This window comes from Exiguobacterium sp. FD-YE-25-4 (genome assembly GCF_057004685.1).
In genome coordinates, this window is the sequence record NZ_CM168041.1 from 984,637 (window position 1) to 1,008,837 (window position 24,201).

At 55.4% G+C, this 24,201-nt stretch carries 21 protein-coding genes and 1 other annotated feature; of the genes, 18 read left to right on the top strand and 3 right to left on the bottom strand.

Annotated elements, in window-relative coordinates; translation table 11 throughout:
* Positions 1 to 47: 47 nt before the first annotated feature.
* The gene (locus AC13H5_RS05075; protein WP_483546428.1) at positions 48 to 587 is read right to left on the bottom strand and encodes a 3H domain-containing protein; all 540 of its coding nucleotides are present in this window, start codon (positions 585 to 587) and stop codon (positions 48 to 50) included.
* A complete protein-coding gene (locus AC13H5_RS05080) occupies positions 565 to 1,695 on the bottom strand; it encodes a cysteine desulfurase family protein (RefSeq protein WP_251130397.1) in 1,131 nt (376 codons plus the stop codon). The genes AC13H5_RS05075 and AC13H5_RS05080 overlap by 23 nt, the downstream gene beginning before the upstream one ends.
* 95 nt (positions 1,696 to 1,790) lie before the next feature.
* Between AC13H5_RS05080 and AC13H5_RS05085 the strand changes: the two genes are divergently transcribed.
* The 10 genes from AC13H5_RS05085 (at position 1,791) to AC13H5_RS05130 (ending at position 11,613) form a co-directional block, all read left to right on the top strand.
* Positions 1,791 to 3,224, top strand: coding sequence for an L-aspartate oxidase (locus tag AC13H5_RS05085; RefSeq protein ID WP_214752548.1), 1,434 nt, complete (start codon positions 1,791 to 1,793; stop codon positions 3,222 to 3,224).
* The gene (nadC, locus tag AC13H5_RS05090) at positions 3,178 to 4,047 is read left to right on the top strand and encodes a carboxylating nicotinate-nucleotide diphosphorylase (RefSeq protein WP_214752550.1); all 870 of its coding nucleotides are present in this window, start codon (positions 3,178 to 3,180) and stop codon (positions 4,045 to 4,047) included. The genes AC13H5_RS05085 and nadC overlap by 47 nt, the downstream gene beginning before the upstream one ends.
* Positions 4,010 to 5,089, top strand: coding sequence for a quinolinate synthase NadA (nadA, locus tag AC13H5_RS05095; protein WP_483546429.1), 1,080 nt, complete (start codon positions 4,010 to 4,012; stop codon positions 5,087 to 5,089). Before nadC ends, nadA begins: the two co-directional genes overlap by 38 nt.
* An 83-nt stretch (positions 5,090 to 5,172) precedes the next feature.
* On the top strand, positions 5,173 to 5,760 hold the full coding sequence (gene ruvA, locus AC13H5_RS05100) for a Holliday junction branch migration protein RuvA (protein WP_483546430.1): 588 nt from the start codon (positions 5,173 to 5,175) through the stop codon (positions 5,758 to 5,760).
* A gap of 10 nt (positions 5,761 to 5,770) precedes the next feature.
* Positions 5,771 to 6,766, top strand: coding sequence for a Holliday junction branch migration DNA helicase RuvB (gene ruvB, locus AC13H5_RS05105; RefSeq protein ID WP_034776878.1), 996 nt, complete (start codon positions 5,771 to 5,773; stop codon positions 6,764 to 6,766).
* Positions 6,767 to 6,785: 19 nt separating this feature from the next.
* Entirely contained in the window at positions 6,786 to 7,829 is a 1,044-nt protein-coding gene (queA, locus tag AC13H5_RS05110; RefSeq protein WP_128122996.1) for a tRNA preQ1(34) S-adenosylmethionine ribosyltransferase-isomerase QueA, read from the top strand.
* The gene (gene tgt, locus AC13H5_RS05115; RefSeq protein WP_021066897.1) at positions 7,826 to 8,971 is read left to right on the top strand and encodes a tRNA guanosine(34) transglycosylase Tgt; all 1,146 of its coding nucleotides are present in this window, start codon (positions 7,826 to 7,828) and stop codon (positions 8,969 to 8,971) included. The genes queA and tgt overlap by 4 nt, the downstream gene beginning before the upstream one ends.
* Before the next feature lie 84 nt (positions 8,972 to 9,055).
* Positions 9,056 to 9,334 (top strand): preprotein translocase subunit YajC, encoded by a 279-nt coding sequence (yajC, locus tag AC13H5_RS05120; protein WP_021066898.1) that lies wholly within the window; start codon positions 9,056 to 9,058, stop codon positions 9,332 to 9,334.
* Positions 9,335 to 9,520: 186 nt separating this feature from the next.
* A complete protein-coding gene (locus AC13H5_RS05125) occupies positions 9,521 to 11,305 on the top strand; it encodes a methyl-accepting chemotaxis protein (RefSeq protein WP_483546431.1) in 1,785 nt (594 codons plus the stop codon).
* Positions 11,306 to 11,307: 2 nt separating this feature from the next.
* Positions 11,308 to 11,613: a hypothetical protein gene (locus tag AC13H5_RS05130; RefSeq protein ID WP_214797088.1), complete on the top strand. Its 306-nt coding sequence runs from the start codon at positions 11,308 to 11,310 to the stop codon at positions 11,611 to 11,613.
* 92 nt (positions 11,614 to 11,705) lie between these two features.
* On the opposite strand, the gene zupT is transcribed toward AC13H5_RS05130, so the two are convergent.
* Entirely contained in the window at positions 11,706 to 12,560 is an 855-nt protein-coding gene (gene zupT / locus AC13H5_RS05135) for a zinc transporter ZupT (protein ID WP_483546432.1), read from the bottom strand.
* Positions 12,561 to 12,779: 219 nt separating this feature from the next.
* Here zupT and secD point away from each other — a divergent pair, with 219 nt between their 5' ends.
* The 8 genes from secD to aspS all read left to right on the top strand — a co-directional run bounded on the left by secD (position 12,780) and on the right by aspS (position 24,108).
* Positions 12,780 to 14,081: a protein translocase subunit SecD gene (gene secD / locus AC13H5_RS05140; RefSeq protein ID WP_200881475.1), complete on the top strand. Its 1,302-nt coding sequence runs from the start codon at positions 12,780 to 12,782 to the stop codon at positions 14,079 to 14,081.
* On the top strand, positions 14,071 to 14,994 hold the full coding sequence (secF, locus tag AC13H5_RS05145; RefSeq protein WP_200881476.1) for a protein translocase subunit SecF: 924 nt from the start codon (positions 14,071 to 14,073) through the stop codon (positions 14,992 to 14,994). The genes secD and secF overlap by 11 nt, the downstream gene beginning before the upstream one ends.
* Positions 14,995 to 15,096: 102 nt before the next feature.
* Entirely contained in the window at positions 15,097 to 17,388 is a 2,292-nt protein-coding gene (gene recJ, locus AC13H5_RS05150; RefSeq protein WP_483546433.1) for a single-stranded-DNA-specific exonuclease RecJ, read from the top strand.
* A 1-nt stretch (position 17,389) separates the two neighbouring features.
* Positions 17,390 to 17,908 (top strand): adenine phosphoribosyltransferase, encoded by a 519-nt coding sequence (locus AC13H5_RS05155; protein WP_034776883.1) that lies wholly within the window; start codon positions 17,390 to 17,392, stop codon positions 17,906 to 17,908.
* 244 nt (positions 17,909 to 18,152) lie between these two features.
* Positions 18,153 to 20,285 (top strand): RelA/SpoT family protein, encoded by a 2,133-nt coding sequence (locus AC13H5_RS05160; RefSeq protein ID WP_483298406.1) that lies wholly within the window; start codon positions 18,153 to 18,155, stop codon positions 20,283 to 20,285.
* 16 nt (positions 20,286 to 20,301) lie between these two features.
* A complete protein-coding gene (gene dtd, locus AC13H5_RS05165; protein WP_138859728.1) occupies positions 20,302 to 20,745 on the top strand; it encodes a D-aminoacyl-tRNA deacylase in 444 nt (147 codons plus the stop codon).
* Positions 20,746 to 20,783: 38 nt separating this feature from the next.
* Positions 20,784 to 21,019 (top strand) — a binding site (T-box leader).
* Between the two features lie 39 nt (positions 21,020 to 21,058).
* A complete protein-coding gene (gene hisS, locus AC13H5_RS05170; RefSeq protein ID WP_138859727.1) occupies positions 21,059 to 22,339 on the top strand; it encodes a histidine--tRNA ligase in 1,281 nt (426 codons plus the stop codon).
* Positions 22,336 to 24,108, top strand: a complete 1,773-nt coding sequence (aspS, locus tag AC13H5_RS05175; RefSeq protein ID WP_483546434.1) for an aspartate--tRNA ligase — start codon at positions 22,336 to 22,338, stop codon at positions 24,106 to 24,108. The genes hisS and aspS overlap by 4 nt, the downstream gene beginning before the upstream one ends.
* Positions 24,109 to 24,201: the final 93 nt, after the last annotated feature.

Below are 24,201 nucleotides of genomic sequence, written 5' to 3' on the forward strand. Positions count from 1 at the left end.
AACATGAGTCGAAAGCAAAAGAAAAGATGTCACGTATTTGTGACATCTTAGTCGAGCTCGGAGACGAGGACGCCGAGTCGTTCAAGTTCTGAGACGGCGGCATCGATGGCGTCTTCACTATCGGCCTCGAGCGTATGAATGTGGAGACCACCCGTCAAATGCGACAGCGGGGCGGCTTGGTTCGCCTCGATCCGTTCGAGGAAAGCACGGACGTCGCGACGGCTCTTCACCATCAATTGCCCGGTCAATGAACCGTAGACCGGATGGTCGATGATGACGTCGCGAATCGTGACGCCCTCGTCGACGATGGCGTTCATCTCCGCTTCCATGTCCTCGGCCTCGTGGCGACAGACGATTTTACGGGTATAGGCGGACGGTGACGCCTCACCTGGTAGATAGACGTACCCGCGGGCGGTCGCGACGATCTGATGGCCCTTCGCCTTCAAGAGCGACAAGTCTTGGACGACGACTTGTCGGCTGACGGCGACGCGGCGGGCGAGCTCGGAGCCTGTGATCGGCTCGGAACTCTGTTCAATCATTTCCAGTAACGTGCGCCGGCGTTCTTCACCGGCTAAGCGTTTGTTCATAAGTTCCTACTCTCCTTGCTAAAGTGACGATGGCTTCGGCGAGTGCCGTCGTGGCCTCGACGGTCGTGTCTTCGCCGAAAGAAATGCGGACGAGCCCGTGACAGGCGCTCGTCTCATAGCCGAGCGACTCGAGCATTCGGTTCGGTCCGTTCTGGCCGGCCCGACAGGCCGACCCTGCCGACACTTGGAACCCGAGCCCGTCGAGTTCGGTCATCCACCATTGCCCGTCCCGCTGTTTCGAGACGAACGAGAAGATGGCGGGGCTCTGCTGGTCGAACTCGAGCCAATCCACGTAAGACGATGTCTTCTCTTTCAAGATAGCACGAAACGCCAAGAAATTTCTTTCATGACGTGTCCGTTGCTCGTGACGGTCGGTGAACGCTTTGACGAAAGCGCAGATGCCGGGCACGTCGATGGTGCCGGGACGGATGCCGTATTGATGGTGTCCCGGATAATAGGGCGGTGGCAACAGCCGTTCCATATAGAGGCCACCGACGCCTTTCGGGCCCCCGACTTTATGGGCGCTGAACGAATAGGCGTCAATCCCGTCGACGGAGACCGGGATCTTGCCGAACGCCTGGACACCGTCGACGTGGAACAACACTTTCTTATATTTCAATTGGCAGAGGATGTTGTGGAGCGGAAGCGTCCAGCCGGTGTCCGAGTTGACGTGTTGAAACGTGACGAGCCCGATGTCACGGTCGAGCAAATGCGTGAACGTCTCGTGGTCGAACCGTCCGTCCTTCAGCTTCAAGCGGTGAACGATCACGCCTTCTGCTTCCCACTCGTCAAGCAGAAGCGCGACCGAGTCGTGCTCTTGCCACGACGTGATGACTTCACTGCCTTTCATGCGCTTCCGGAGACTCGTGAGGGCGATGTAGTTGCTTTCGGAGCCGCTTCCGGTGAAGAGGAGCTTGCCGCGGAGCATGTCGAGCCCGAGCGCCTGCTTCAACAACCGTCGGGATTCGGTCAAGTAATCTTCCGCCATATAGCCGTGCGTGTGGAGGGAAGACGGGTTACCGTATACGCTTCGTGCCATGGCCACGTAATGGTCGAGAGCGGATTTTGTCATCGGGTGCGTCGCCGCATAATCAAAGTAACGGTTCATCGTAAGTTCCCCTTTTCTCATGTTGTCTTCTTCACAAAATTATGCGAAACTAGTTTACAAGTCAACATTACATATGAAAAACAGGTGATATACAGATGTCTTTACAGTTTGAACGGGTCGATGTGTTGATCGTTGGGGCTGGCTTGGCCGCCGTGACGGTGGCACTCCATTTGCCTCATTCATTGAACGTCCTTGTCGTCTCTAAGCATGAAGTGACAAGCGCGAACTCAGATCTGGCCCAAGGCGGGATTGCGAGCTCGTATTTGGAGCCGTCGAGTGTCGACCATGAGCGGGATACGCTCGTCGCCTCGAAACTCGCAGCCGTGCCCGACCGTGTCTATACACTCGTCGAAGAAGGACGGAGCGCGATCCGCGATTTGGAGCGCTTCGGTGTCGTCTTCGACCGGGAGGGTGCTGAGTACGCCGTCGGACGTGAAGGGGCGCATGGCATGAATCGAATCTTTCACGTCGGCGGGGACGAGACCGGACGGCACGTCATGGCGACGCTTCGTCGTCAATTGCCGGATAACGTGACCGTCATGGAACACGTATTGATCGATTCGTTGGTGAAGACCGACGGCCGCGTGACCGGGGCGACCGGATTCAACGGAGAGACACGTCTTCACGTCCAGGCCGGAGCCGTCGTCTTGGCGACCGGGGGAATCGGTGGACTCATCGATTGGACGTCGAACTGTCGCTCGGTCACGGGGGACGGGCTCGTCTTGGCGGATGAGATCGGAGCGAGACTCACGAACTTGTCTCGTATCCAATTCCACCCGACGTTACTCGCGGTCGATTCGCCCCACCTCGTCACGGAAGCGTTAAGAGGAGCAGGCGCGACGCTCGTCGATGCGTCAGGACGTCACGTGATGGCCCACCATCCGCTCGGAAGCCTCGCCCCTAGGGACGAGGTCGCTCGGTCACTCACGCGTCATGACGGCACCGTCTACTTGGATACGAGTCGCGTCGAGCGAATTGATGAACGGTTCCCGAAACTCGTCGAGACGTGCCGGATGTATGGGCTCGACTCGACGCGAATCCCAGTGCGGCCCGGGCTACATTTTCATATGGGCGGTGTGGACGTCGACGTAGACGGGCGGACGACCGTCGCTGGGTTATATGCGGTTGGTGAGGTCGCCGATTCGGGCGTCCACGGGAAAAATCGACTGGCGTCAAATTCGTTACTCGAATGCTGGGTGTTCGGAAAGCGGGTGGCGGCAGCGGTGATGGTGGAGGAGAAGCCGTTCACGGTGAACGAGACGACCGTGTATGAGGTTTCGGATGATCTGTTCAGCCGCTATCGGCAACAGATTGGGGAATGGTTGACAATCTCGCCTCAGATTGGCGAAATCGTAAGTTTCTTAGAAAATACCCAACAACTGGCACAGACGAAACACGTGTCAAGACAATTAAGTGAACAGACGTTGAGTCTGAAAGCGGCACGCCTGTTGGCCAGTGCCGTCATAAGAACGGAGGATTCAGATGAACAAAATCGCCTTGCGCGAACAGCTGACAGCATTTTTACATGAGGACATCGGGTTTGGGGACGCCTCGAGTGCCTTGATTGACCACCGCGAGACGTCGCTCGCCACGGTCAGCGCCAAGGCAGACGGCGTCTTCTGCGGCATGGACGTCGTCCTCGAGCTGGCGCAGTTGCAACGTCTCGTCGTCGAATCGTGCCAACCGGACGGCACGAACGTCACGGCAGGTGACACGCTCTTTATTTTGCGAGGCAAGACGCGGACGCTCCTTGAGACGGAACGGGTGCTGTTGAACCTCGTCCAGCACTTGAGCGGGATCGCGACGATGACGCGGCGCTGCGTCGAACGGCTCGACGACCCGACGATCGCCGTCACGGACACCCGAAAGACGACGCCCGGGCTTCGTATGCTTGAGAAACATGCCGTCCGTTCGGGTGGTGGGAAGAACCATCGGCTCCGTCTCGACGATGCCATCATGATCAAAGACAACCACATCACGGCCCTCGGCGGGATCACGAACGCGGTCGCACGGGCTCGGATGCTTGCCGGCCACACGACGCCGATTGAAGTCGAGGTCGAGACGCTCGAACAATTGCATGAGGCGATCGCGGCGAACGCTGACATCATCATGTTCGACAACCGGGCGCCCGAAGAACTGAAGGCGTGGCGTGCGCTCGTGCCAGAGCATATTAAAACGGAGGCGTCAGGAGGCATCACTGTCGAAACGATCGCAGCGTATCGCGGTACGGGTGTCGACGTCATCTCGATCGGACAGTTGACGCATTCGGTGACGGCGCTCGATTGCAGTCTAAATCTTGTAGGAGGAATCAAACATGCAATTACTCGGAACGATGCCAGCGCAGTACGCTGAGTTGACGATTGAACAGATGGAACAACGTATTGAAGCCATCAAATCCAGGCTCGGCAGCCGCCTGTTTTTACCGGCCCACCACTATCAAAAAGACGAGGTCGTCCAGTTCGCGGACGCGACCGGAGATTCGCTCCAGCTCGCACGGCTCGCCGAACAGATGAGCGAGGCGGAGTTCATCGTCTTCTGTGGCGTCCACTTCATGGCCGAGACGGCCGACATGCTGACGCGTGACGACCAGCTCGTCATCTTGCCGGACATGCGGGCCGGATGCTCGATGGCGGACATGGCCGATATCGATCAGACGGAGATTGCATGGGAAGAGCTGACCGATACGTTCGGCGACGATATCATTCCAATCACGTACGTCAATTCGACGGCGGCGATCAAGGCGTTCGTCGGCAAGAACGGGGGCGCGACGGTCACATCTTCCAATGCCCATGACATCGTCCGTTGGGCGCTCGAAGCGGGCGAGCGGATTCTGTTCTTACCGGACCAGCATCTCGGACGGAACACGGCGTTTGATTTGGGCGTGCCGCTTGAGGCGATGGCCGTCTGGGACCCGCTCCGGGAACGACTCGTCTATGAGGGTGACATCGAGGACGTGCGGGTCATTCTGTGGAAAGGGCACTGCTCGGTCCATGAGAAGTTCAACGTCGCCCAAATTGAGGCGTTACGGAAGAACGACCCGGAACGACGCATCATCGTCCATCCCGAGTGTACGTTCGACGTCGTGCAGGCGGCGGACGAGGCCGGGTCGACGTCATATATCATCGACCAAATCGAAGCGAGCGCGCCGGGGACGAAGTGGGCCGTCGGCACCGAGATGAACTTGGTCAACCGTCTCGCGGCGACGCACCCCGAGCTCGATATCATCTCGCTCAATCCGTACATGTGTCCGTGCTTGACGATGAACCGCATCGATTTGCCGCATCTGCTCTGGGCGCTCGAGTCGCTCGAGACCGATCCGGTCAACGTCATCCGTGTCAATCTAGAGACGACGAAGTGGGCGACACTCGCCCTCGAGCGGATGCTCGCGCACTGAGGACAGGCAATCGCCTGTCCTTTTTTCGTGGCGGTGGTTATGGTACAATGAATGCAGTTTTCCCATGAAGAGGAGATATGACCGTGATTGAATTCGTAAAAGGCTCCGTCGCCTATGTGTGCGCGGAATATATAACGTTGGATGTTTCGGGCGTCGGCTACAAAGTACATGTGCCTAACCCGTTTTTTTATCGTGAACAAGACGAACATGTAATCGTGTTTACGCATCATTATGTGCGTGAAGATCAACAGACACTGTACGGTTTCCGCTCACGTCGGGAACGCGAACTGTTCAATAAACTGCTCGGCGTCAACGGGATCGGACCGAAAGGCGCACTCGCCATCGTCGCCTCAGGCGATATGGACGCGCTCATCGACGCGATCGAGACCGAGAACGAGAAGTATTTGACGAAGTTCCCGGGTGTCGGCAAGAAGACGGCGAAGCAGATGGCGCTCGATTTGAAAGGCAAGCTGTCCGAGCTCGCCCCGGATTACGTACCGAATACCGGACTGTTCGCTCAAGGGGCCTCCGAACTCGACGAGGCGTGCGAAGCGCTCGTCGCACTCGGGTATTCAGAGCGTGAGATCACCCGTGTCCGCAAGGAACTGAAATCAGAAATATTGACGACAGACGCTTACATAAAGCGCGCCCTGCAATTGCTATTGAAATAAGGAGGAGACCATGGACGAACGATTGTTGTCACAATCCCATCAACAATATGAAGACTCTGAAGAGTGGAGCTTGCGTCCGCAAAAGTTCGAGCAGTACATCGGACAGGAGAAGGCGAAAGGCAACTTGTCGATCTTCATCCAAGCCGCGAAGCTCCGCAGCGAGACGCTCGACCACGTCCTCCTTTACGGTCCTCCGGGACTCGGAAAGACGACGCTTGCCCAAATCATTGCCAACGAGATGGGTGTCGGCATCAAGACGACGGCCGGCCCAGCCATCGAACGCCCAGGTGACCTCGCGGCGATCCTGTCGACGCTCGAACCGGGCGACGTCCTGTTCATCGACGAGATTCATCGCTTGAGCCGCACGATCGAAGAGATTCTCTATCCGGCGATGGAAGACTACTGTCTCGACATCGTCTACGGACAAGGCGAGATGGCGCGAAGCGTCCGTATCGATTTGCCACCGTTCACGCTCGTCGGCGCGACGACGCGGGCCGGCATGTTGTCGGCGCCGCTCCGTGACCGTTTCGGTGTGACGTTGAAGCTCGAATACTACGAGCCGCATGAGCTCGCCGCCATCGTCAGTCGGACGGCCCAGCTGTTCCGCCTGTCGATCTCACCAGAGGCGAGCGGTGCCATCGCGAAACGTGCACGCGGTACGCCGCGGATCGCCAACCGACTGTTACGCCGGGTTCGTGATTTCGCCCAAGTGGCAGGAACGAAAGAAATCGATCCGGTGCTCGCCTCAGACGCGCTCGACCGGTTGCATGTCGACGCCCTCGGGCTCGACGAAGTCGACCATCGGCTGTTACGGGCGATGGTCGAACGGTTCGGCGGTGGTCCGGTTGGACTTGAGACGCTCGCCGCGACGATTGGGGAAGATGCCCAAACGATCGAGGACGTGTATGAGCCGTACTTGTTGCAACAAGGTTTTCTGCAACGGACGCCGCGCGGCCGGATGATCACCCAGTACGCAAAGACGCATTTTGGCTATGAAGAGGAGTAACGATATGCAAGACATTCAATTGAACGTAAACGACTATGATTTTGACTTACCGGAAGAACTGATCGCCCAAGTACCGCTTCTTGACCGGACGAGCTCACGACTGCTCGTCCTCGACCGCGACACGGGCGATATCGAGCACCGTCATTTCCGTGACGTGCTCGACTACTTGCAGGCAGGCGACGCTCTCGTCGTCAACGACTCGCGCGTGCTCCCGGCCCGATTGTTCGGGGCGAAGCAGGAGACGGGCGGGAAAGTCGAACTGCTCTTACTCAAACAGACGGAAGACGATGTGTGGGAAGCGCTCGTCAAACCGGCGAAGAAAGTGCGCGTCGGTGCCATCGTCGAGTTCGGCAACGGATTGCTCCGGGCCGAATGCGTCGAAGAGCTGCCGGAAGGGGGACGCCGCTTCAAGTTCGACTACGACGGCATCTTCTATGAGATTTTAGATGAGCTCGGCACGATGCCGCTCCCGCCATACATCCGTGAACAGCTCGACGACCAAGATCGTTATCAGACGGTGTACGCCCGTGAACGCGGGAGTGCGGCCGCACCGACGGCAGGCCTCCACTTCACGGAAGAACTGCTCGCAGCGGCAGAGGCGAAAGGCGTCAAGCTAATCCCGCTCACGCTCCACGTCGGGCTCGGTACGTTCCGTCCCGTCACGGCCGATACGATCGAAGAGCACACGATGCACAGTGAGTATTTCGAACTGTCGGCCGCTTCGGCTGAAGCGCTCCGCGACGTCCGTGCAAGCGGCGGCCGCGTCTTCGCCGTCGGGACGACGTCGACCCGGACGCTCGAGACGATCGTGCGCGACCATGGGGATTTCGTCGAGTCATCGGGCTGGACGGACATCTTTATCTACCCAGGCGTCGAGTTGAAGGCGATTGATGGACTGATCACGAACTTCCATCTGCCGAAGTCGACACTCGTCATGCTCGTCTCGGCGTTCGCGTCGCGCGACATCATCTTGAACGCGTACCGCACGGCGGTACAAGAACGTTACCGCTTCTTCAGCTTTGGGGACGCGATGCTCATCACGAGGAAGGAAGAGAACAAATGACCAAACACGCAGTCACATACGAACATATCCACACATGTAAACAGACGGGAGCGCGGCACGGAATCGTCCATACGCCGCACGGCTCGTTCGAGACACCTGTCTTCATGCCGGTCGGCACGCAGGCGACCGTCAAGACGATGGCCCCGGAACAAGTCAAGGCGATGGGAGCGAACATCATCCTCTCGAACACGTACCACCTTTGGATTCGTCCAGGACATGAGGTCGTCAAACAAGCCGGCGGCCTTCATAAGTTCATGAACTGGGACGGCGCGATTTTGACGGACTCGGGCGGCTTCCAAGTCTTCTCGCTCGCCGACCTTCGCAACATCCAAGAAGAAGGCGTCCATTTCCGCAACCACTTGAACGGCGACAAGTTGTTCTTGTCACCGGAGAAGGCGATGGAGATTCAAAACGCGCTCGGTTCGGATATCATGATGGCGTTCGACGAATGCCCGCCATTCCCGGCGACGCATGAATACATGAAGAAATCGGTCGAGCGGACGAGCCGTTGGGCAGAGCGTTGCCTCGCGGCACACGAACGTCCGGAAGACCAGGCGTTGTTCGGTATCATCCAAGGCGGCGAGTACGAAGATCTCCGTCGTCAAAGTGCGGCCGACCTCGTCTCGCTTGATTTCCCAGGTTATGCCGTCGGTGGATTATCGGTCGGTGAACCGAAAGACGTCATGTACCGCGCACTCGAGTTCACGACACCGTTCATGCCGGAGAACAAGCCGCGCTACTTGATGGGCGTCGGTTCACCGGATGCGTTGATCGAAGGCTCGATTCGCGGCATCGACATGTTCGACTGCGTCTTGCCGACCCGGATCGCCCGCAACGGGACGCTCATGACATCGAAAGGCCGCGTCACGATCAAACATGCGAAACATAAGACGGATTTCGGACCAATCGATGAGAAGTGCGATTGCTACACGTGTAAGAACTATTCGCGCGCGTACGTGCACCACTTGATTCGCGCCGACGAGATGTTCGGGCTTCACCTCTGTTCGACACACAACCTTCACTTCCTCGTGAACTTGATGAGTCAAGTACGTCAAGCCATCCGCGAAGACCGTCTCTTGGACTTCAAGGAAGAGTTTTTCGAAGAATATGGGTATAACAAACCAAACGCCAAGAATTTCTAAATTGTTCTGACAGCGATTATGTGACAACGTTTCAGTTTCACGGTATAATGAACCTGATATTGAAGGAAAGGGTGAATTTTACGCATGGAAACTCTCGTAGCACTATTACCGATGATCCTTATTTTCGTCGTGTTCTACTTCTTGTTGATCCGTCCGCAGACGAAACGTCAGAAGGAAGTACAATCGATGCAAAACGCGCTTGAGCGTGGGGATCACGTCGTAACAATCGGCGGCCTTCACGGCGTCGTCCACCAAATCGAAGACACGCAAGTCACATTGAAATGTGACCAGTCACTCCTCAAGTTCAATCGCAGTGCGATTGCTGAAGTGACGAAAAAAGGCAACTCATCATTCGCTGAGTAACCAAACAACGCCTGGCCATCACTGGTCAGGCGTCTTTTTTTTGTCATATCTTGAAAAATGATTTATTTTTGACAAACTTCGTCAATCCGACGAATCATCCACCTTATTTCTAAAAATCAAATTGAATCGTGAAAACGTTTGCATTATCGTCAAGTTGAGAAGAATTGGAAAGAAGGAGAAGAAGACATGGATGTGAAACGATTGCTACGCCCACTCAAAAATTGGAAGGTACGACGTCGCCCTGACCGCGTGAAAGGACGCTCGTCGATGCGCCGTAAGATGGCGATGGCGCTCGTGCCGACACTGATCGCTTTATTGATCGTCGGTGCGCTCGGCTCGTATCAATTACAGAATGCGACGTCAGAGTATGACCGCGTCTTGAACGAGCGGCTCCAAGATATGCTCGTCGCCGAAGATTTGGCGTTGACCGTGACCGATGCCGAGCGTTATTTGAACTACTACCTGCTCGTCTCGAACCCGAAAACGTTGATTAGCCTTGAGGCTTCTCAAACGAAACGGGACGAATTGATGAATACGCTCCAACAGTCGACAGAAGATCAGAAAGTGCTCGCCTGGCTTGATGATCTCGAGAAGTTCAATCAACATCTCGACACGGAGATGGCGCGCGTCATCGACCTCCGTCAACAACAAGACGAGATCGGCTATAAGACGGTGCTCAATACGAGTGTGACACCGACGACGGATCGTGTCCGAATGACGGTGACCGACCTCGTCACGTATCAGGGCGAAGCGCTCGCCGCTGAGTCGGAAGCGGTCCAGGCGAGTGCCGGGCAATCAATCATCTGGATGGTCGTCATCAGCATCATCGGCGTCGCTGTCGGTCTACTTTCACTAGTAGCCCTCCAAAAGCTGTTCTTGAAGCCGATCAATCGACTTGTCAGCGAAGCGCGCGTCGTTGCCGAGGGAGACTTGACCGGAGACGATATCGAGGTCGGTTCAAACGATGAGCTCGGTGACCTCGTCACGGCGTTCAACGATATGAAACGGAACCTCGTCGGCCTGATTCGCCAAGTCGGTGCAGCCTCGGATAAAGTGACGGCCTATTCGGAAGAGCTGTACGCCAGTACGGACCATGTCGCCACGACGACGCAAGGCGTGGCCGGCCTGTTCGAACAGATGAACCTCGGCGCCCAAGTATCGGCGAAACGGGCCGAGGAAGGGACGTCCGGCGTCAACCAAGCCGTCGTCGGCTTGAACCAGATCGCCGCGGCCTCGCAAGGCGTGAACGAACAGACGATCCATACGCTCGAAGCGGCGAGTGGGGGACTTGAGACAATCCAGTTGGCCGAACGACAAATGCGTGAGATTCAACAAGCGAACGACTTGACGCAACAGATGGTCAAGCGTTTGTCGAACCAGTCGCTTGAAATCGAGAAAATCACGCGTTCAATCACCGCCATCACGGAACAGACGAACCTACTCGCCTTAAACGCCGCCATCGAAGCGGCACGGGCTGGTGAACATGGGAAAGGGTTTGCTGTCGTCGCGGCCGAGGTCCGAAAGCTCGCCGAAGAGTCGAAACAGTCGGCAAAACAAATCCAAGCGGTCGTCGTCGATATCCAGCGTGATACGTCAGAAGTTGAGTCCGCGTTTGACGTCACGAGTCAACACGTGACGAGCGGCGTCACCCAAATGGGAGAAGTCGCCGGTGCGTTCCGTGAAATCGTCTCCGTCATTCAAGAGACGTCCCGTCAAATGAGTGAGATCGCGGCGGCAACAGAAGAAGTGAGCGCGAACACGACCGAGGTCGCGGTCTCGGTCGAAGATATGTCGACGAATGCCGTGTCGACGCAACGAAGCGTGGAAGAGGCGGGTGCGAACGTCGAAGAGCAACTCGCGGCCATTCAAGAGATCAACGGCATCGCCGAGACGATGAGTCATATGTCGGTCGAGTTAAAAGATCTTGTTCATTTATTCAAGACTTCTGCCCCGCCATCTAACGAGGTATAAAGATGGACCCTCTTACATTGATTGAAATATTGCTCGATAAAACAGCGAGTGACGCGGAGCGGGATGACGCTGCAATGGACTTAGGGTTTATTTTGAATGACGAGACAGTGGAAGTCGCTTTGCTGACCGTTGCGAATGACAAGAAAACGGATGAAATGATCCGAGCTAGTTGCGGAGAATCGTTGGCCCAAATCTGGATTGGACATAACCAGGTAAGCCGTGAAAAATTGGCGTTACTTACTGGAATCGCTATGGATGAAGCAATGGCGGTAATCAAGAAGGAAAATATGGAATATATGCTAGAGTAGACAACTGTTACGCATGTTTAGTACAAACAAAAAGAGGCCGTGGAAACGAATTGTTCCTACGGCCTCTTCCTATTATGCGAGCGTTCGGTTCATTACATTAACAAAATCAGACTGGCTGCCATGACCATCATACCGGCGACCATGCCGTACACCGCATGGTGGGCCCGTCCGTATTCACGGGCAGCTGGGAGTAACTCGTCGAGCGAGATGAACACCATGATGCCGCCGACGGCCGCGAACAAGAGGCCGAACACCGTGTCACTCAAGAATGGCATCAAAAGAAGGAAACCGACGACCGCTCCGAGCGGTTCGGCAAGTCCGGACAAGAAGGACAGTTTCAAAGCCTTCTTCCGAGAACCGGTCGCATAATAAATCGGGACCGAGACGGCAATGCCTTCCGGAATGTTGTGTAACGCGATCGCGATCGCGATGGCGAGACCGACCGCTGGGTCATCGAGGGCCGAGATAAACGTCGCTAAACCTTCCGGAAAGTTATGGATGGTGATGGCGAGCGCCATGAACAGACCCATTTTATGAAGCCGCTGTTTCGTCTCTTGGTTCAATGGGACACGTTCGGTCGCCGTCGTCGCAAGTTCCTGGGACGACGGGTCGTTTTGCATCGTCTCGACGAATTTGACTTCGTGCGGGTTTTCCGGAGACGGGATGAACTTGTCGATCAAGGCGATCAACAACATGCCGCCGAAGAAGGCGAGGACGGTATAGAGCGTCCCGGCCTGCTCTCCGTGGGCCCCGACGAGTTCATCGAGCGCTTTCGGAAAAATCTCGATAAAGGATACGTAAATCATGACCCCACCTGAGAAGCCAAGGGATACCGACAAGAATGCCGTGTTGGTCCGTTTGGCGAAGAAGGCGATCATACTTCCAATCCCCGTCGCGAGTCCAGCGAACAGCGTCAGTAAAAAGGCATAGAGTATCGTACTATCCATTAGAAAGGACTCCTTTGCATGTAGTGTGTAAGTTGATAATCACATCATAGCTCAAGTTTTGCCCTAATGCAACTTTTAGTCGCAAGTGCAAAAAGCGTGGGAAATCAACGTGTGGGTGTTACAATTTCAGGAAAACGATTGATAAATGTTTAGAATATTTGTAATGTTAACGAGAGAAGTTTTTTTACGAGAACATGTGTTTAGAAAGGAAATAGTCGTATGTACAAAAAAGGGAATATCGCGATCTTTGCGGTCATCATGATTGCAACGATCCTGCTCGCCGCCTTGTCGACGCCATGGGTCGTCAAGAACACGAACCTCGGCCTCGATCTTAAAGGCGGGTTCGAAGTGCTGTACGAAGTCCAGCCGCTCGAAGACGGCGATGTCATCGATCAATCAGCGATGAATGCAACCGTTCGCGCCATCAACAACCGTGTCAACGTCCTCGGGGTCTCGGAACCGGACATCCGGATTGAAGACGAGAATCGCATCCGCGTCCAACTCGCTGGCGTAGAGAATCAAAACGACGCCCGTGAAGTGCTCTCGTCGACCGCCCAGCTCACGTTCCGCGATGTGGATGATAACGTCCTCCTCGACGGGAAAGACCTCGCTCCGCGTGGCGCAGCACTCAGCTATGACCCACAAGGCAACCCGGTCGTTGAACTGACGTTGCAATCGGCGGACCAGTTCGGTGAAGTCACGTCGCAAATTGCCCAGCGTCCGGCACCGGAAAACCGGCTCGTCATCTGGCTTGATTATGAAGAAGGCGACACGTACGCCGAAGAGATTCAAAAAGAGAACTCGAAGATCGTGTCGGATGCATCCGTCACGTCCCCGATCCTATCGGATAAAGCCATCATCTCAGGTGGCGGCATCGATGCCGAGAGTGGTCAACGTCTCGCTGACATTTTGAACGCCGGGGCGCTCCCGGTCAAACTTGAAGAAATCTATTCGACGTCGGTCTCGGCCCAGTTCGGTCAAGACGCGCTCGACAAGACCGTGTTCGCGTCTCTCATCGGGATCGCAGCCATCTTCTTGTTCATGTTGTTCTTCTATCGTTTACCCGGTCTCGTCTCGATCATCACGCTCATTTTGTATATCAATTTGATTATGTTGTTCTTTAACGGCATTAACGCCGTCTTGACGCTCCCTGGTATTGCCGCTCTCGTCCTCGGTGTCGGGATGGCGGTCGATGCGAACATCATCACGGCCGAGCGCATCAAGGATGAACTCCGGTCAGGGAAGTCGGTCCTCTCGGCATTCCGTGCCGGGAACCGGCGCTCGCTCAGTACGATCATCGATGCCAACTTGACGACCCTCATCTCGGCAGCGGTCTTGTTCTATTTCGGGACGAGCTCGGTCCGTGGGTTCGCCATCATGCTCATGATCTCGATTGCGATGACGTTCATCTCGAATGTCTTCATCTCGCGTTATTTGATGCACCTCCTCGTCTCGAGTCGTCTGTTCGACAAACGAAAAGGCTGGTTTGGTGTGAAGGAGAGTGAAATCCGTGAACTTTAAGCTCACTGAATTAAACTATGTGAAACATATGCGCACGATGTTCATCGTCTCGTGTGCCATCGTCATCATCGGTCTTGGCATTTTGTTCTTCCGTGGCTTGAACCTCGGGATTGACTTCGCATCCGGTACCCGGGTCGAAGTGTTGACCGAATCACAAGTATCGCAAGAAGAATTGGCGTCGGCGTTTGAAGAAGCCGGTGTCGATGAAGAGATTTCGTCGGTCCAATACGCGGAAGGCGGAACGCTGGCCAACGTGACGTTCGTCGGCCAGCTCGCTCAAGACGAAGTCGCGTCGGTGAAGACCGTGTTCACGGAAACGTTCGGGAACGATCCGAACATCAGCACTGTGTCGGCCGAAGTCGGCCGTGATATCGCTCGGAATGCCATCTATGCGGTCGCGCTCGCGTCGCTCGGGATTATCCTCTATATCACGTTCCGCTTCCAATTCTCGTATGCGGTCGCAACGGTCGTCGCCATGCTTCACGATGCGTTCTTCATGATCGTGGCATTCTCGATTTTCGGTATCGAGGTCAACTTGTACTTCGTCGCCGCCATCTTGACGATCATCGGTTACTCGGTCAACGATACGATTGTCACGTTCGACCGCGTCCGTGAGAACATCCAAGCGTATGAGAAAGAACGGAAAATCAAATCGATGGACGTGTATCGTGACATCGTCAACACGTCGATTCAAGAGACGATTGTCCGCTCGGTCAACACGGTCGTCACCGTGCTCTTGACGGTCATCGCCTTGTACGTGTTCGGTGCCGAGTCAATCCGTGGTTTCTCAATCGCGTTGCTCATCGGTCTCGTCATGGGGATGTACTCATCGATTTTCATCGCCTCGTACTTGTGGATGCTCCTCAAAGGCATGTCGCTCAACAAAAAGAAAGAAACCGCCCCAGAGGCGTAACAGCAGGTCTCCCGCATCGTTCGGGGGACCTTTTTTGAATGTCAAGACGGCACTTCACTCGCTCGTTCTGATATAATCAACAATTGATTGGAGTGAAGGACTATGTATCATGCAAAGAAACGATGGGTGTATCCGGAGACGGATACGGCCGCGGTTGAACAGCTACAGACAGAATTGAATATATCGGAGCAGCTCGCGACGCTCCTCATGCAGCGGGGGCACCGTGACGTCGATGCGGCGAAGGCGTTCCTGCACATCGAGGACGAGTTGACGTTCCACGATCCGTACTTATTTGAACAGATGAACAAAGTCGTTGACCGTTTGAAACGCGCGGCCGATGACGGGGAGATGGTGCTCATCTACGGCGACTATGACGTCGATGGTGTCAGCGCCTCGGCCGTCATGTGGCACGCCTTGACCGAGATCGGTGTCATGGCGGAATGTTATATCCCGAACCGGTTCTCGGAAGGATACGGTCCGAACAAAGAGGTGTTCAGCTGGGCCGCGGGTGAAGGGTTCACGCTCATCATCACGGTCGACTGTGGGATCTCAGGGATCGAAGAGGCAGCGCTCTTAAAAGAGCTCGGTGTCGATTTGATCATCACCGACCACCACGAACCGAAAGAGACGCTCCCAGATGCGTTCGCCATCATCCATCCTCACATCGATCCGTCATATCCGTATGACAAGCTCGCCGGGGCAGGCGTCGCACTCAAAGTGGCCCATGCCGTGCTCGGACGGATGCCGGAAGAGTTGCTCGACTTGGCCGTGCTCGGCACGATTGCCGACCTCGTCCCGCTCGACGGGGAGAACCGTTTGCTCGCGAAGCTTGGTCTGAAGGCGCTCGATGACTCAAAACGTCCAGGCATTCTCGCGCTCCGCGAAGTGTGCGCGTTGACGGACGGGACATTGAACGAAGAGTCGGTCGGTTTTGCGTTTGGACCGCGGATTAACGCCGCCGGTCGTCTTGACTCGGCGATGCCGGCGCTCCAAATGTTGCTCGCCGAGAGCGTCGAGGAAGCACTCGAACTGGCCCAAAAGCTCGACAAACAGAACAAAGAACGTCAAGACATCGTCAAGACGATCGCCAAAGAAGCGACGGAACTCGTCGAGGCATCGATGACGGACGACCGCGTTCTCGTCGTCGCCAGCGAACGATGGAATCCGGGTGTCGTCGGGATCGTCGCCTCACGACTCGTCGAGGCGTACTATCGTCCGGTCATCCTGTTGTGCCACGACCCGAAAACAGGGAAGGCGAAGGGGTCGGGCCGTTCGATTGACGGTTTCGACTTGTTCAAAGAACTGTCGAAAAATGAAGACATCTTGCCGCACTTCGGCGGACACCCGGCCGCAGCCGGGATGACCTTGTTATCGGAGAACGTGGCCGAACTGCGCCGGCGTCTGAACGAACAAGCCGAATCGATTCCGGACGAGACGTTCGTCGCCCGCGTGAACGTCGACTTGAAACTTGACGTGAACGACGTGTCGCTCGACTTGATCTCAGAGATCGGCAAGCTCGCCCCGTTCGGGATGGGCAATCCATCACCGCGCGTCGTCGTAGCGGATGCGCGCCTGCGTGACATTCGTCAAATCGGACGCGACAATACCCATTTGAAAGTCCAGCTCGCAGGGGACAAACGAGAGCTCGACGGGATTGGCTTCGGCTTCGGTCACGTCGTCTCCGAAATTTCGAAGATGGCCAACGTTTCGGTCATGGGCAGTCTGCAGGTCAATGAATGGAACGGGATGCGCAAGCCGCAGCTCATGATTCAAGACATCCGTGTCGACGGTTTCCAAGTGTTCGACTACCGAGGCAAGAAAAACTCGCTCGACGAATTGAAACAGCTTCCGGGCGAGACGACGTCGTTCGTATCATTCCAAGGCCGGGACGACTTCCCGCTCCACGATCTCAGCACGCCGCTCAAACCATTCGTCGTCCTGCTCGATTTGCCGGACGAAGAAGATGTGCTCGCAGACATGTTGACCGAGGATGTCGAGCGCGTGTACTGTGCGTTCGGACAAGGCGGCTCATTTTTTGAGAAGTTGCCGACGCGAGAAGATTTCCGAACATATTACGTCCATATGGCGACGTGCGAACGGAAAAACCTGCGCGAAAACTTGATTCGTTTGTCAATCGAGCGAAAATGGTCAAAAAATACGATTCAATTTATGCATCAAGTATTCTCTGAACTCGAATTTCTTGTTACAATGGAAGACGGACTGCCTGGAGTGAATCCAGAAGCGCCGAAACGTGATTTGACCGAAGCGCCATGTTATAAGCGCCGGGTCGGACGAGTCCAACTCGAGGAGCGTTTCATCTATGCGTCGTTGGCAGAACTGAAAGAGCGGTTACAATCATTGCGATCGAACAAGATGCAGGAGGCTTACACATAAAATGGATTTCAAACAGCATATTAAAGAAGTAGCGGATTACCCGAAAGAAGGGATCAGCTTCAAGGACATCACGTCACTCATGCAAGACGGCCCGGCCTATAAAAAAGCGGTCGACGAGCTCATCGCTTACGCACAGGAGCGCGGTGCTGAACTCATCGCCGGCCCTGAGGCACGCGGTTTCGTCGTCGGTTGCCCGGCAGCGTACGCACTTGAGCTCGGGTTCGTCCCGGTCCGTAAAGAAGGCAAGTTGCCACGTGAGACGGTTCGCGTCTCTTACGGACTCGAATACGGCACAGACATTTTGACGATGCACAAAGACTCGATCAAACCGGGCCAACAAGTCGTCATCTTAGATGACTTGCTCGCAACAGGCGGAACGATCGAAGCGACAATCAAAATGATTGAACAGCTCGGCGGCGTCGTCGCTGGGATCGGATTCTTAATCGAGCTTGATGGACTTGGTGGACGTGAGCGTCTCGAAGGATACGACGTGTTCTCACTCATCCGTTACGAAGATTAATCAAAGGGAAGCGATGGCTTCCCTTTTTTAAATAGTTTTTTAAGTAAAACAACCCACAACCTTTGACAGGTCGTCAGATTTTTTCGATAATAGTAAGTAAAATTAGAACAACCACGTACGTTAACTACTACCATGCTGCGACTTGTCCGAGTCGATTGGAGCGGTAAGAAAAAGGGTGTCGAATGTTATGACCAAAAAACAAATCGTAAGTATTGAGGACCTTCTCGACGCGCTCGGGGAGTATATGGGTGAAGACGAGATTGCCGAAGTAAGACGCGCTTACGAATACGCCAAACTGCATCATACCGGTCAGTTCCGACGTTCAGGCGAACCCTACATTCTGCATCCGGTCCAAGTGGCCGGTATTCTCGTTGATATCGGGTTAGACGCGACGACCATCATCGGGGCGCTCTTGCACGACGTCGTCGAGGATACGGACGTCACGCTCAAAGAACTCGCCGATGAGTTCGGTGTCGATGTGGCCATGCTCGTCGATGGAGTGACGAAGCTCGGTAAAATCAAATATAAATCGAAAAAAGAAGAACTCGCTGAGAATCACCGTAAAATGATTATCGCGATGGCAGAAGACGTGCGCGTCATCTTGATCAAGCTTGCCGACCGTCTGCACAACATGCGGACGCTTCAACATATGCCGAAAGAGAAACAAGTGCAAAAGGCGGAAGAGACGCTCGAAATCTTCGCCCCGCTCGCCCACCGGATGGGGATCTCGACGATCAAATGGGAGCTCGAAGATATCTCGTTACGTTATATCAACCCGCAGCAATACTATAAGATCGTCTCGATGATGAAACAGAAGCGGACCGAACGGGAAGCGCTCGTCACATCGGTCATCACGGAAGTGAACACCGTCCTCGAGGACGTGAGCATCGAGGCCGACGTCAACGGTCGTCCGAAGCATATCTACTCGATTTACAACAAGATGGTGAAGCATAAAAAAGAGTTCAATGAAATTTATGACTTGATGGCCGTCCGGATCATCGTCGATTCGATTCGCGACTGTTACGCCGTCCTCGGCATCATCCACACGCAATACAAGCCGATGCCAGGCCGGTTCAAAGACTACATCGCCATGCCGAAACCGAACATGTATCAGTCGCTCCACACGACGGTGATCGGACCGAAGGGTGAGCCGCTCGAAGTGCAAATCCGTACGAAGGACATGCACTTCATCGCCGAGTTCGGGATTGCCGCGCACTGGGCCTATAAAGAAGGAAAGAACGTCGCGACGAACGGGTTCGATGAAAAAATCGCCCATCTTCGCGAGATTTTAGAGCTTCAAAAAGATACGACCGACGCCGAAGAGTTCATGGAGTCGCTCAAAGTCGATTTCTTCAGCGACATGCTCTACGTCTTCACACCGAAAGGCGACGTCTTCGAGTTGCCGAAAGGCTCGGTCCCGATCGATTACGCGTACCGCATCCATACCGAGATCGGTCACCGGATGACGGGCGCGAAAGTGAACGGACGGATGGTGCCGCTCGACCATAAACTCGAGACGGGTGACATCATCGAGATCATCACGTCGAAACACAGCTACGGGCCGAGCAAGGACTGGCTCAAACTCGCCGTCTCGAGCCAAGCGAAGAACAAGATTCGCCAATGGTTCAAGCGCCAACAGCGTGAAGAGAACGTCGAGAAAGGTAAAGAGCTCGTCGACGTCGAGATCAAGAAGCTCGGTTTCGAACCGAAAGAAGTGATTGATGACCAGTCGCTTGCCGTCGTCGTCGAGAAGTTCAACTTCGGGAACGAAGAAGAGATGTACGCCGCGGTCGGGTATCATGGCATCACGGCGGCGCAAGTCGCCCACAAGTTGACGGAGAAGCAGCGGAAAGAACCGAAACTCGAGCTGTCGGACGCGATCAACGAATTGAAAGTCAGTCAGTCACCGAAGAAGAAGACGGCCGAGGCCGGCGTCTCGGTGAAAGGGATCGACAACATGCTCATCCGCATGAGCCGTTGCTGTAACCCGGTACCGGGCGACGAAATCGTCGGGTATATCACGCGCGGACGCGGCGTGTCGATTCACCGGAAAGACTGCTTGAACATCATCAATGAGCAGCATCCGGAGCGGCTCCTCACGGTCGAGTGGGAAGCCGGGCAAGCAAAAGAGAAGAACTATAACGTTGACATCGAGATCACCGGCTACGACCGTTCAGGGCTCTTGAACGACGTGCTTCAAGCCGTCTCGGCGACGAACACGAACATCGTGGCGGTGAGCGGACGCGGAGACCAGAACAAACAGGCCCGCATCTCGATGACGATCTCGATCCCGAACGTGAACCATCTGCAAAAAGTCGTCGACCGGATCAAGCAAATCTCGGACGTGTACTCGGTCAGTCGAGTCATGATGACGTAACGAAAGGAAGATTTCAGTGCGTGTATTGTTGCAACGAGTGAAACAAGCCTCGGTCACCGTCGACGCAGAGACGGTCGGCCAAATCGAGGCCGGCTATCTGCTCCTCGTCGGGGTGACCCACGAGGACACCGAGACGGAAGTAAACTGGCTCGCCGACAAGGTGGCCGGACTCCGTGTCTTCGAGGACGCGGACGAGAAGATGAACCTATCGATTCAAGACGTCGACGGGAAAGTATTGTCCGTATCACAGTTCACGCTGTACGGCGACACGCAAAAAGGCCGTCGTCCCGCGTTCACGCAAGCGGCGAAGCCGGACATCGCGGAACGGCTTTACGAGAAATTCAACGATCGCTTGCGGACGCACGGGCTCGTCGTTGAGACCGGGCAGTTCGGGGCGATGATGGACGTCGCGCTCGTCAATGACGGACCGGTTACGCTCATGCTCGAAAAAAACGCTTGACAGAAGCGGGCACGATTCGGCATCATGAACCATATAACCTAACACCTGCGATAAAGAAGAGTACGGTCACCCCACCAGCAAAGAGAGCGATGCCTAGGCTGAAAGCATCGACTGGATGATGACCCGAACGACACTTTGGAGGTGCTTCCTTGAACGCTTAGTAGGGGGAGCCGTTTCATCGGGCGTTAACCGATTTCGAGTGGCAGAGTTTCAAGCATTGGCTCTGCAACGAGGGTGGTACCACGGGAAACTTTAACAGGCTCTCGTCCCTTTGCGGACGAGGGCCTTTTTGTATTCTAAGGAGGGAAATTGGATGAAAGCACCACGCGGCACACAAGACCTGCTTCCGGGCACGGTCGAGACGTGGCAGTATGTCGAAGAGAAACTACGCGACATCAGCGCCCGTTACAACTATAAAGAGATTCGTACCCCGATTTTTGAAACGACCGACCTATTCACAAGGAGCGTCGGCGAGACGACGGACATCGTCCAAAAAGAGATGTTCACACTCGTCAAGAAAGGCAAGGACGAGTATACGCTCCGTCCGGAAGGAACGGCCTCGGTCGTCCGCGCCTTCGTCACGAACAAGCTGTTCGGTAGCCCTGACCAGCCGACGAAACTGTACTACATGGGACCGATGTTCCGCTACGAACGTCCACAAAAGGGACGGTTCCGCCAACTGCACCAATACGGTGTCGAGGCGATCGGCAGTAGCGACCCAGCCGTTGACGCCGAGGTCATCAGCCTCGCCTACACGATTTACAAATCGTTCGGGCTTAAAAAAATCAAAGTCGTCGTCAACTCGCTCGGTGACGCCGAGAGCCGCAACGCTCACCGCGAAGCGCTCATCCGTCACTTCGAGCCGGTCCAAGACGAGTTATGCCAAGATTGCCAGACGCGGCTTCACCAGAACCCGCTTCGCGTCCTCGACTGTAAAGTCGACCGCGACCACCCGTCGATGAAATCGGCACCATCGATTCTCGACTTCTTGAACGAAGAGTCGAAGACGTACTTCGAGAAAGTCCTCGCGCACTTGGACGCGCTCGGTGTCGCCTACGAGGTCGACCCGACGCTCGTCCGTGGTCTCGACTACTACACGCACACGGCGTTCGAGATTATGTCAGAGGCAGAAGGCTTCGGCGCCATCACGACGCTTTGCGGCGGTGGACGCTATAACGGTCTCGTCCAAGACATCGGCGGACCGGATATGCCGGGCATCGGCTTCGGGATCGGGCTCGAGCGACTCATCCTCGCTCTTGAGAACGAAGGAGTACTTCCTGAACTCGAGACGGGACTTGACGTCTTCGTCGTCGCCCAAGGCGGCACGGAAGTCGAAGTGACGGCGACACGCCTGTTGCAACTGCTTCGCAGCGAAGGCTTCAAGGCGGACCGTGACTATCTCGGCCGCAAGTTCAAAGGCCAATTCAAACAAGCCGACCGCTTGAACGCGAAGTTCACCGTCATCCTCGGAGACGATGAAGTCGAACGCGGCTCAGCTTCCCTCAAGGTCATGGCGACCGGGGAACAAGTCGACGTGCCGCTCTCGGCCGTCGCAGACAAAATTCGTGAACTATCGGAAGGAGCAGGACAATGATCGGACGCACACATATGAACGGCCGCGTGACAGAGTCACTCATCGGCCAAGACGTACAACTTAAAGGATGGGTACAAAAACGTCGCGACCTCGGAGGCCTCATCTTCATCGACCTTCGTGACCGCACAGGCATCGTCCAAGTCGTCGTTCGCCCGGAAAACGAAGCGGTGCACCAGCTCGCCGAATCGATTCGCAGCGAATACGTGCTCGATATCAAAGGGACTGTCCTCGAGCGTGAGAACAAGAACCCGAACATGCCGACCGGGAACGTTGAAGTCATCGCTTCAGAGATTAACATCTTGAACGCGGCGAAGATGACGCCGATTCCAATCGGTGACGAGGCCGAGAACGTATCGGAAGACCTCCGTCTCAAATACCGTTACCTTGACCTCCGTCGTCCGGCGCTCCAAGAGACGTTCCGCCTCCGTTCGAAGGCGTCGAACACGATTCGTAACTTCTTGACGGAAGAGGAGTTCCTCGAAGTCGAGACGCCGATTTTGACGAAATCGACACCAGAAGGCGCGCGTGACTATCTCGTGCCGAGCCGTGTCCACGGCGGCGAATTCTACGCGCTCCCGCAATCACCGCAGTTGTTCAAGCAGCTCCTCATGGTGGCTGGATTCGACCGTTACTTCCAAATCGCACGTTGCTTCCGTGACGAAGACCTTCGGGCCGACCGTCAACCGGAATTCACGCAAGTCGACATCGAGACGAGCTTCATGGACGTCGAAGATTTGATGGCGATGATGGAATCGATGATGGGGCAAGTCATGGAAGCGACGCTCGGTCGCACCGACACGCCGGCCAAATTCGAGCGGATGACACACGAAGAAGCGATGCGCCGTTTCGGTTCAGACAAACCGGACACTCGTTTCGGTCTCGAACTCATCGACGTCGCGGACGCGGTCACAGGTGCCGGCTTCAAAGTATTCGATATGGCCCTCGAGTCAAACGGACAAGTGAAAGCGATCAACGTCAAAGGCGAGGCGGACAAGTTCTCGCGTAAAGACATCGACAAGCTTCAAGAGTTCACAGCCGTCTACGGTGCCAAAGGCCTCGCTTGGCTCAAAGTGACGCCGGAAGGCTTGAACGGACCGATCGCCAAGTTCTTTGATGAGACGTACGCCCAGAAGTTGATGGAAGCGACGAACGCGGAAGCGGGCGACCTGCTCCTCTTCGTGGCGTCAAAACCGACTGTCGTCGCCGACAGCCTCGGCGCACTTCGCGTCAAGCTCGGACATGAGCTCGGTCTCATCGACGAGTCGAAGTTCAACTTCCTTTGGGTGACGGACTTCCCGCTCGTCACGTTCGAAGAAGAAGACGGACGTTTCTACGCCAACCACCACCCGTTCACGATGCCAAACCGTGACGACCTCCACTTGCTTGAGACGGACCCAGCGAGCGTACGCGCACTCGCCTATGACCTCGTCTTGAACGGGTATGAGCTCGGCGGCGGATCGCAACGGATTTATGAGCGCGACATTCAAGAGCGCATGTTCAAATTGCTCGGCTTCACAGAACAAGAAGCGGTCGACCAGTTCGGCTTCTTGCTCGAAGCGTTCGAATACGGTACACCGCCGCACGCAGGTATCGCCCTCGGTCTCGACCGTCTCGTCATGATCCTCGCGGGTCGTTCGAACCTTCGTGACACGATCGCCTTCCCGAAAACGGCGTCGGCGAGCGACTTGCTCACACAAGCACCAAGCCCGGTCGCGGATGCACAACTCGAGGAGTTGTCGATTCGGACAGCGGTGAAAGAGAAAAAATAATAGTTAGTCACAAGGACCCGTCACTTGGCGGGTCTTTTTGCGTATATGTGAATAAGTGGAAAGGTGATATAGTTATGGAATAAATTGTATGAT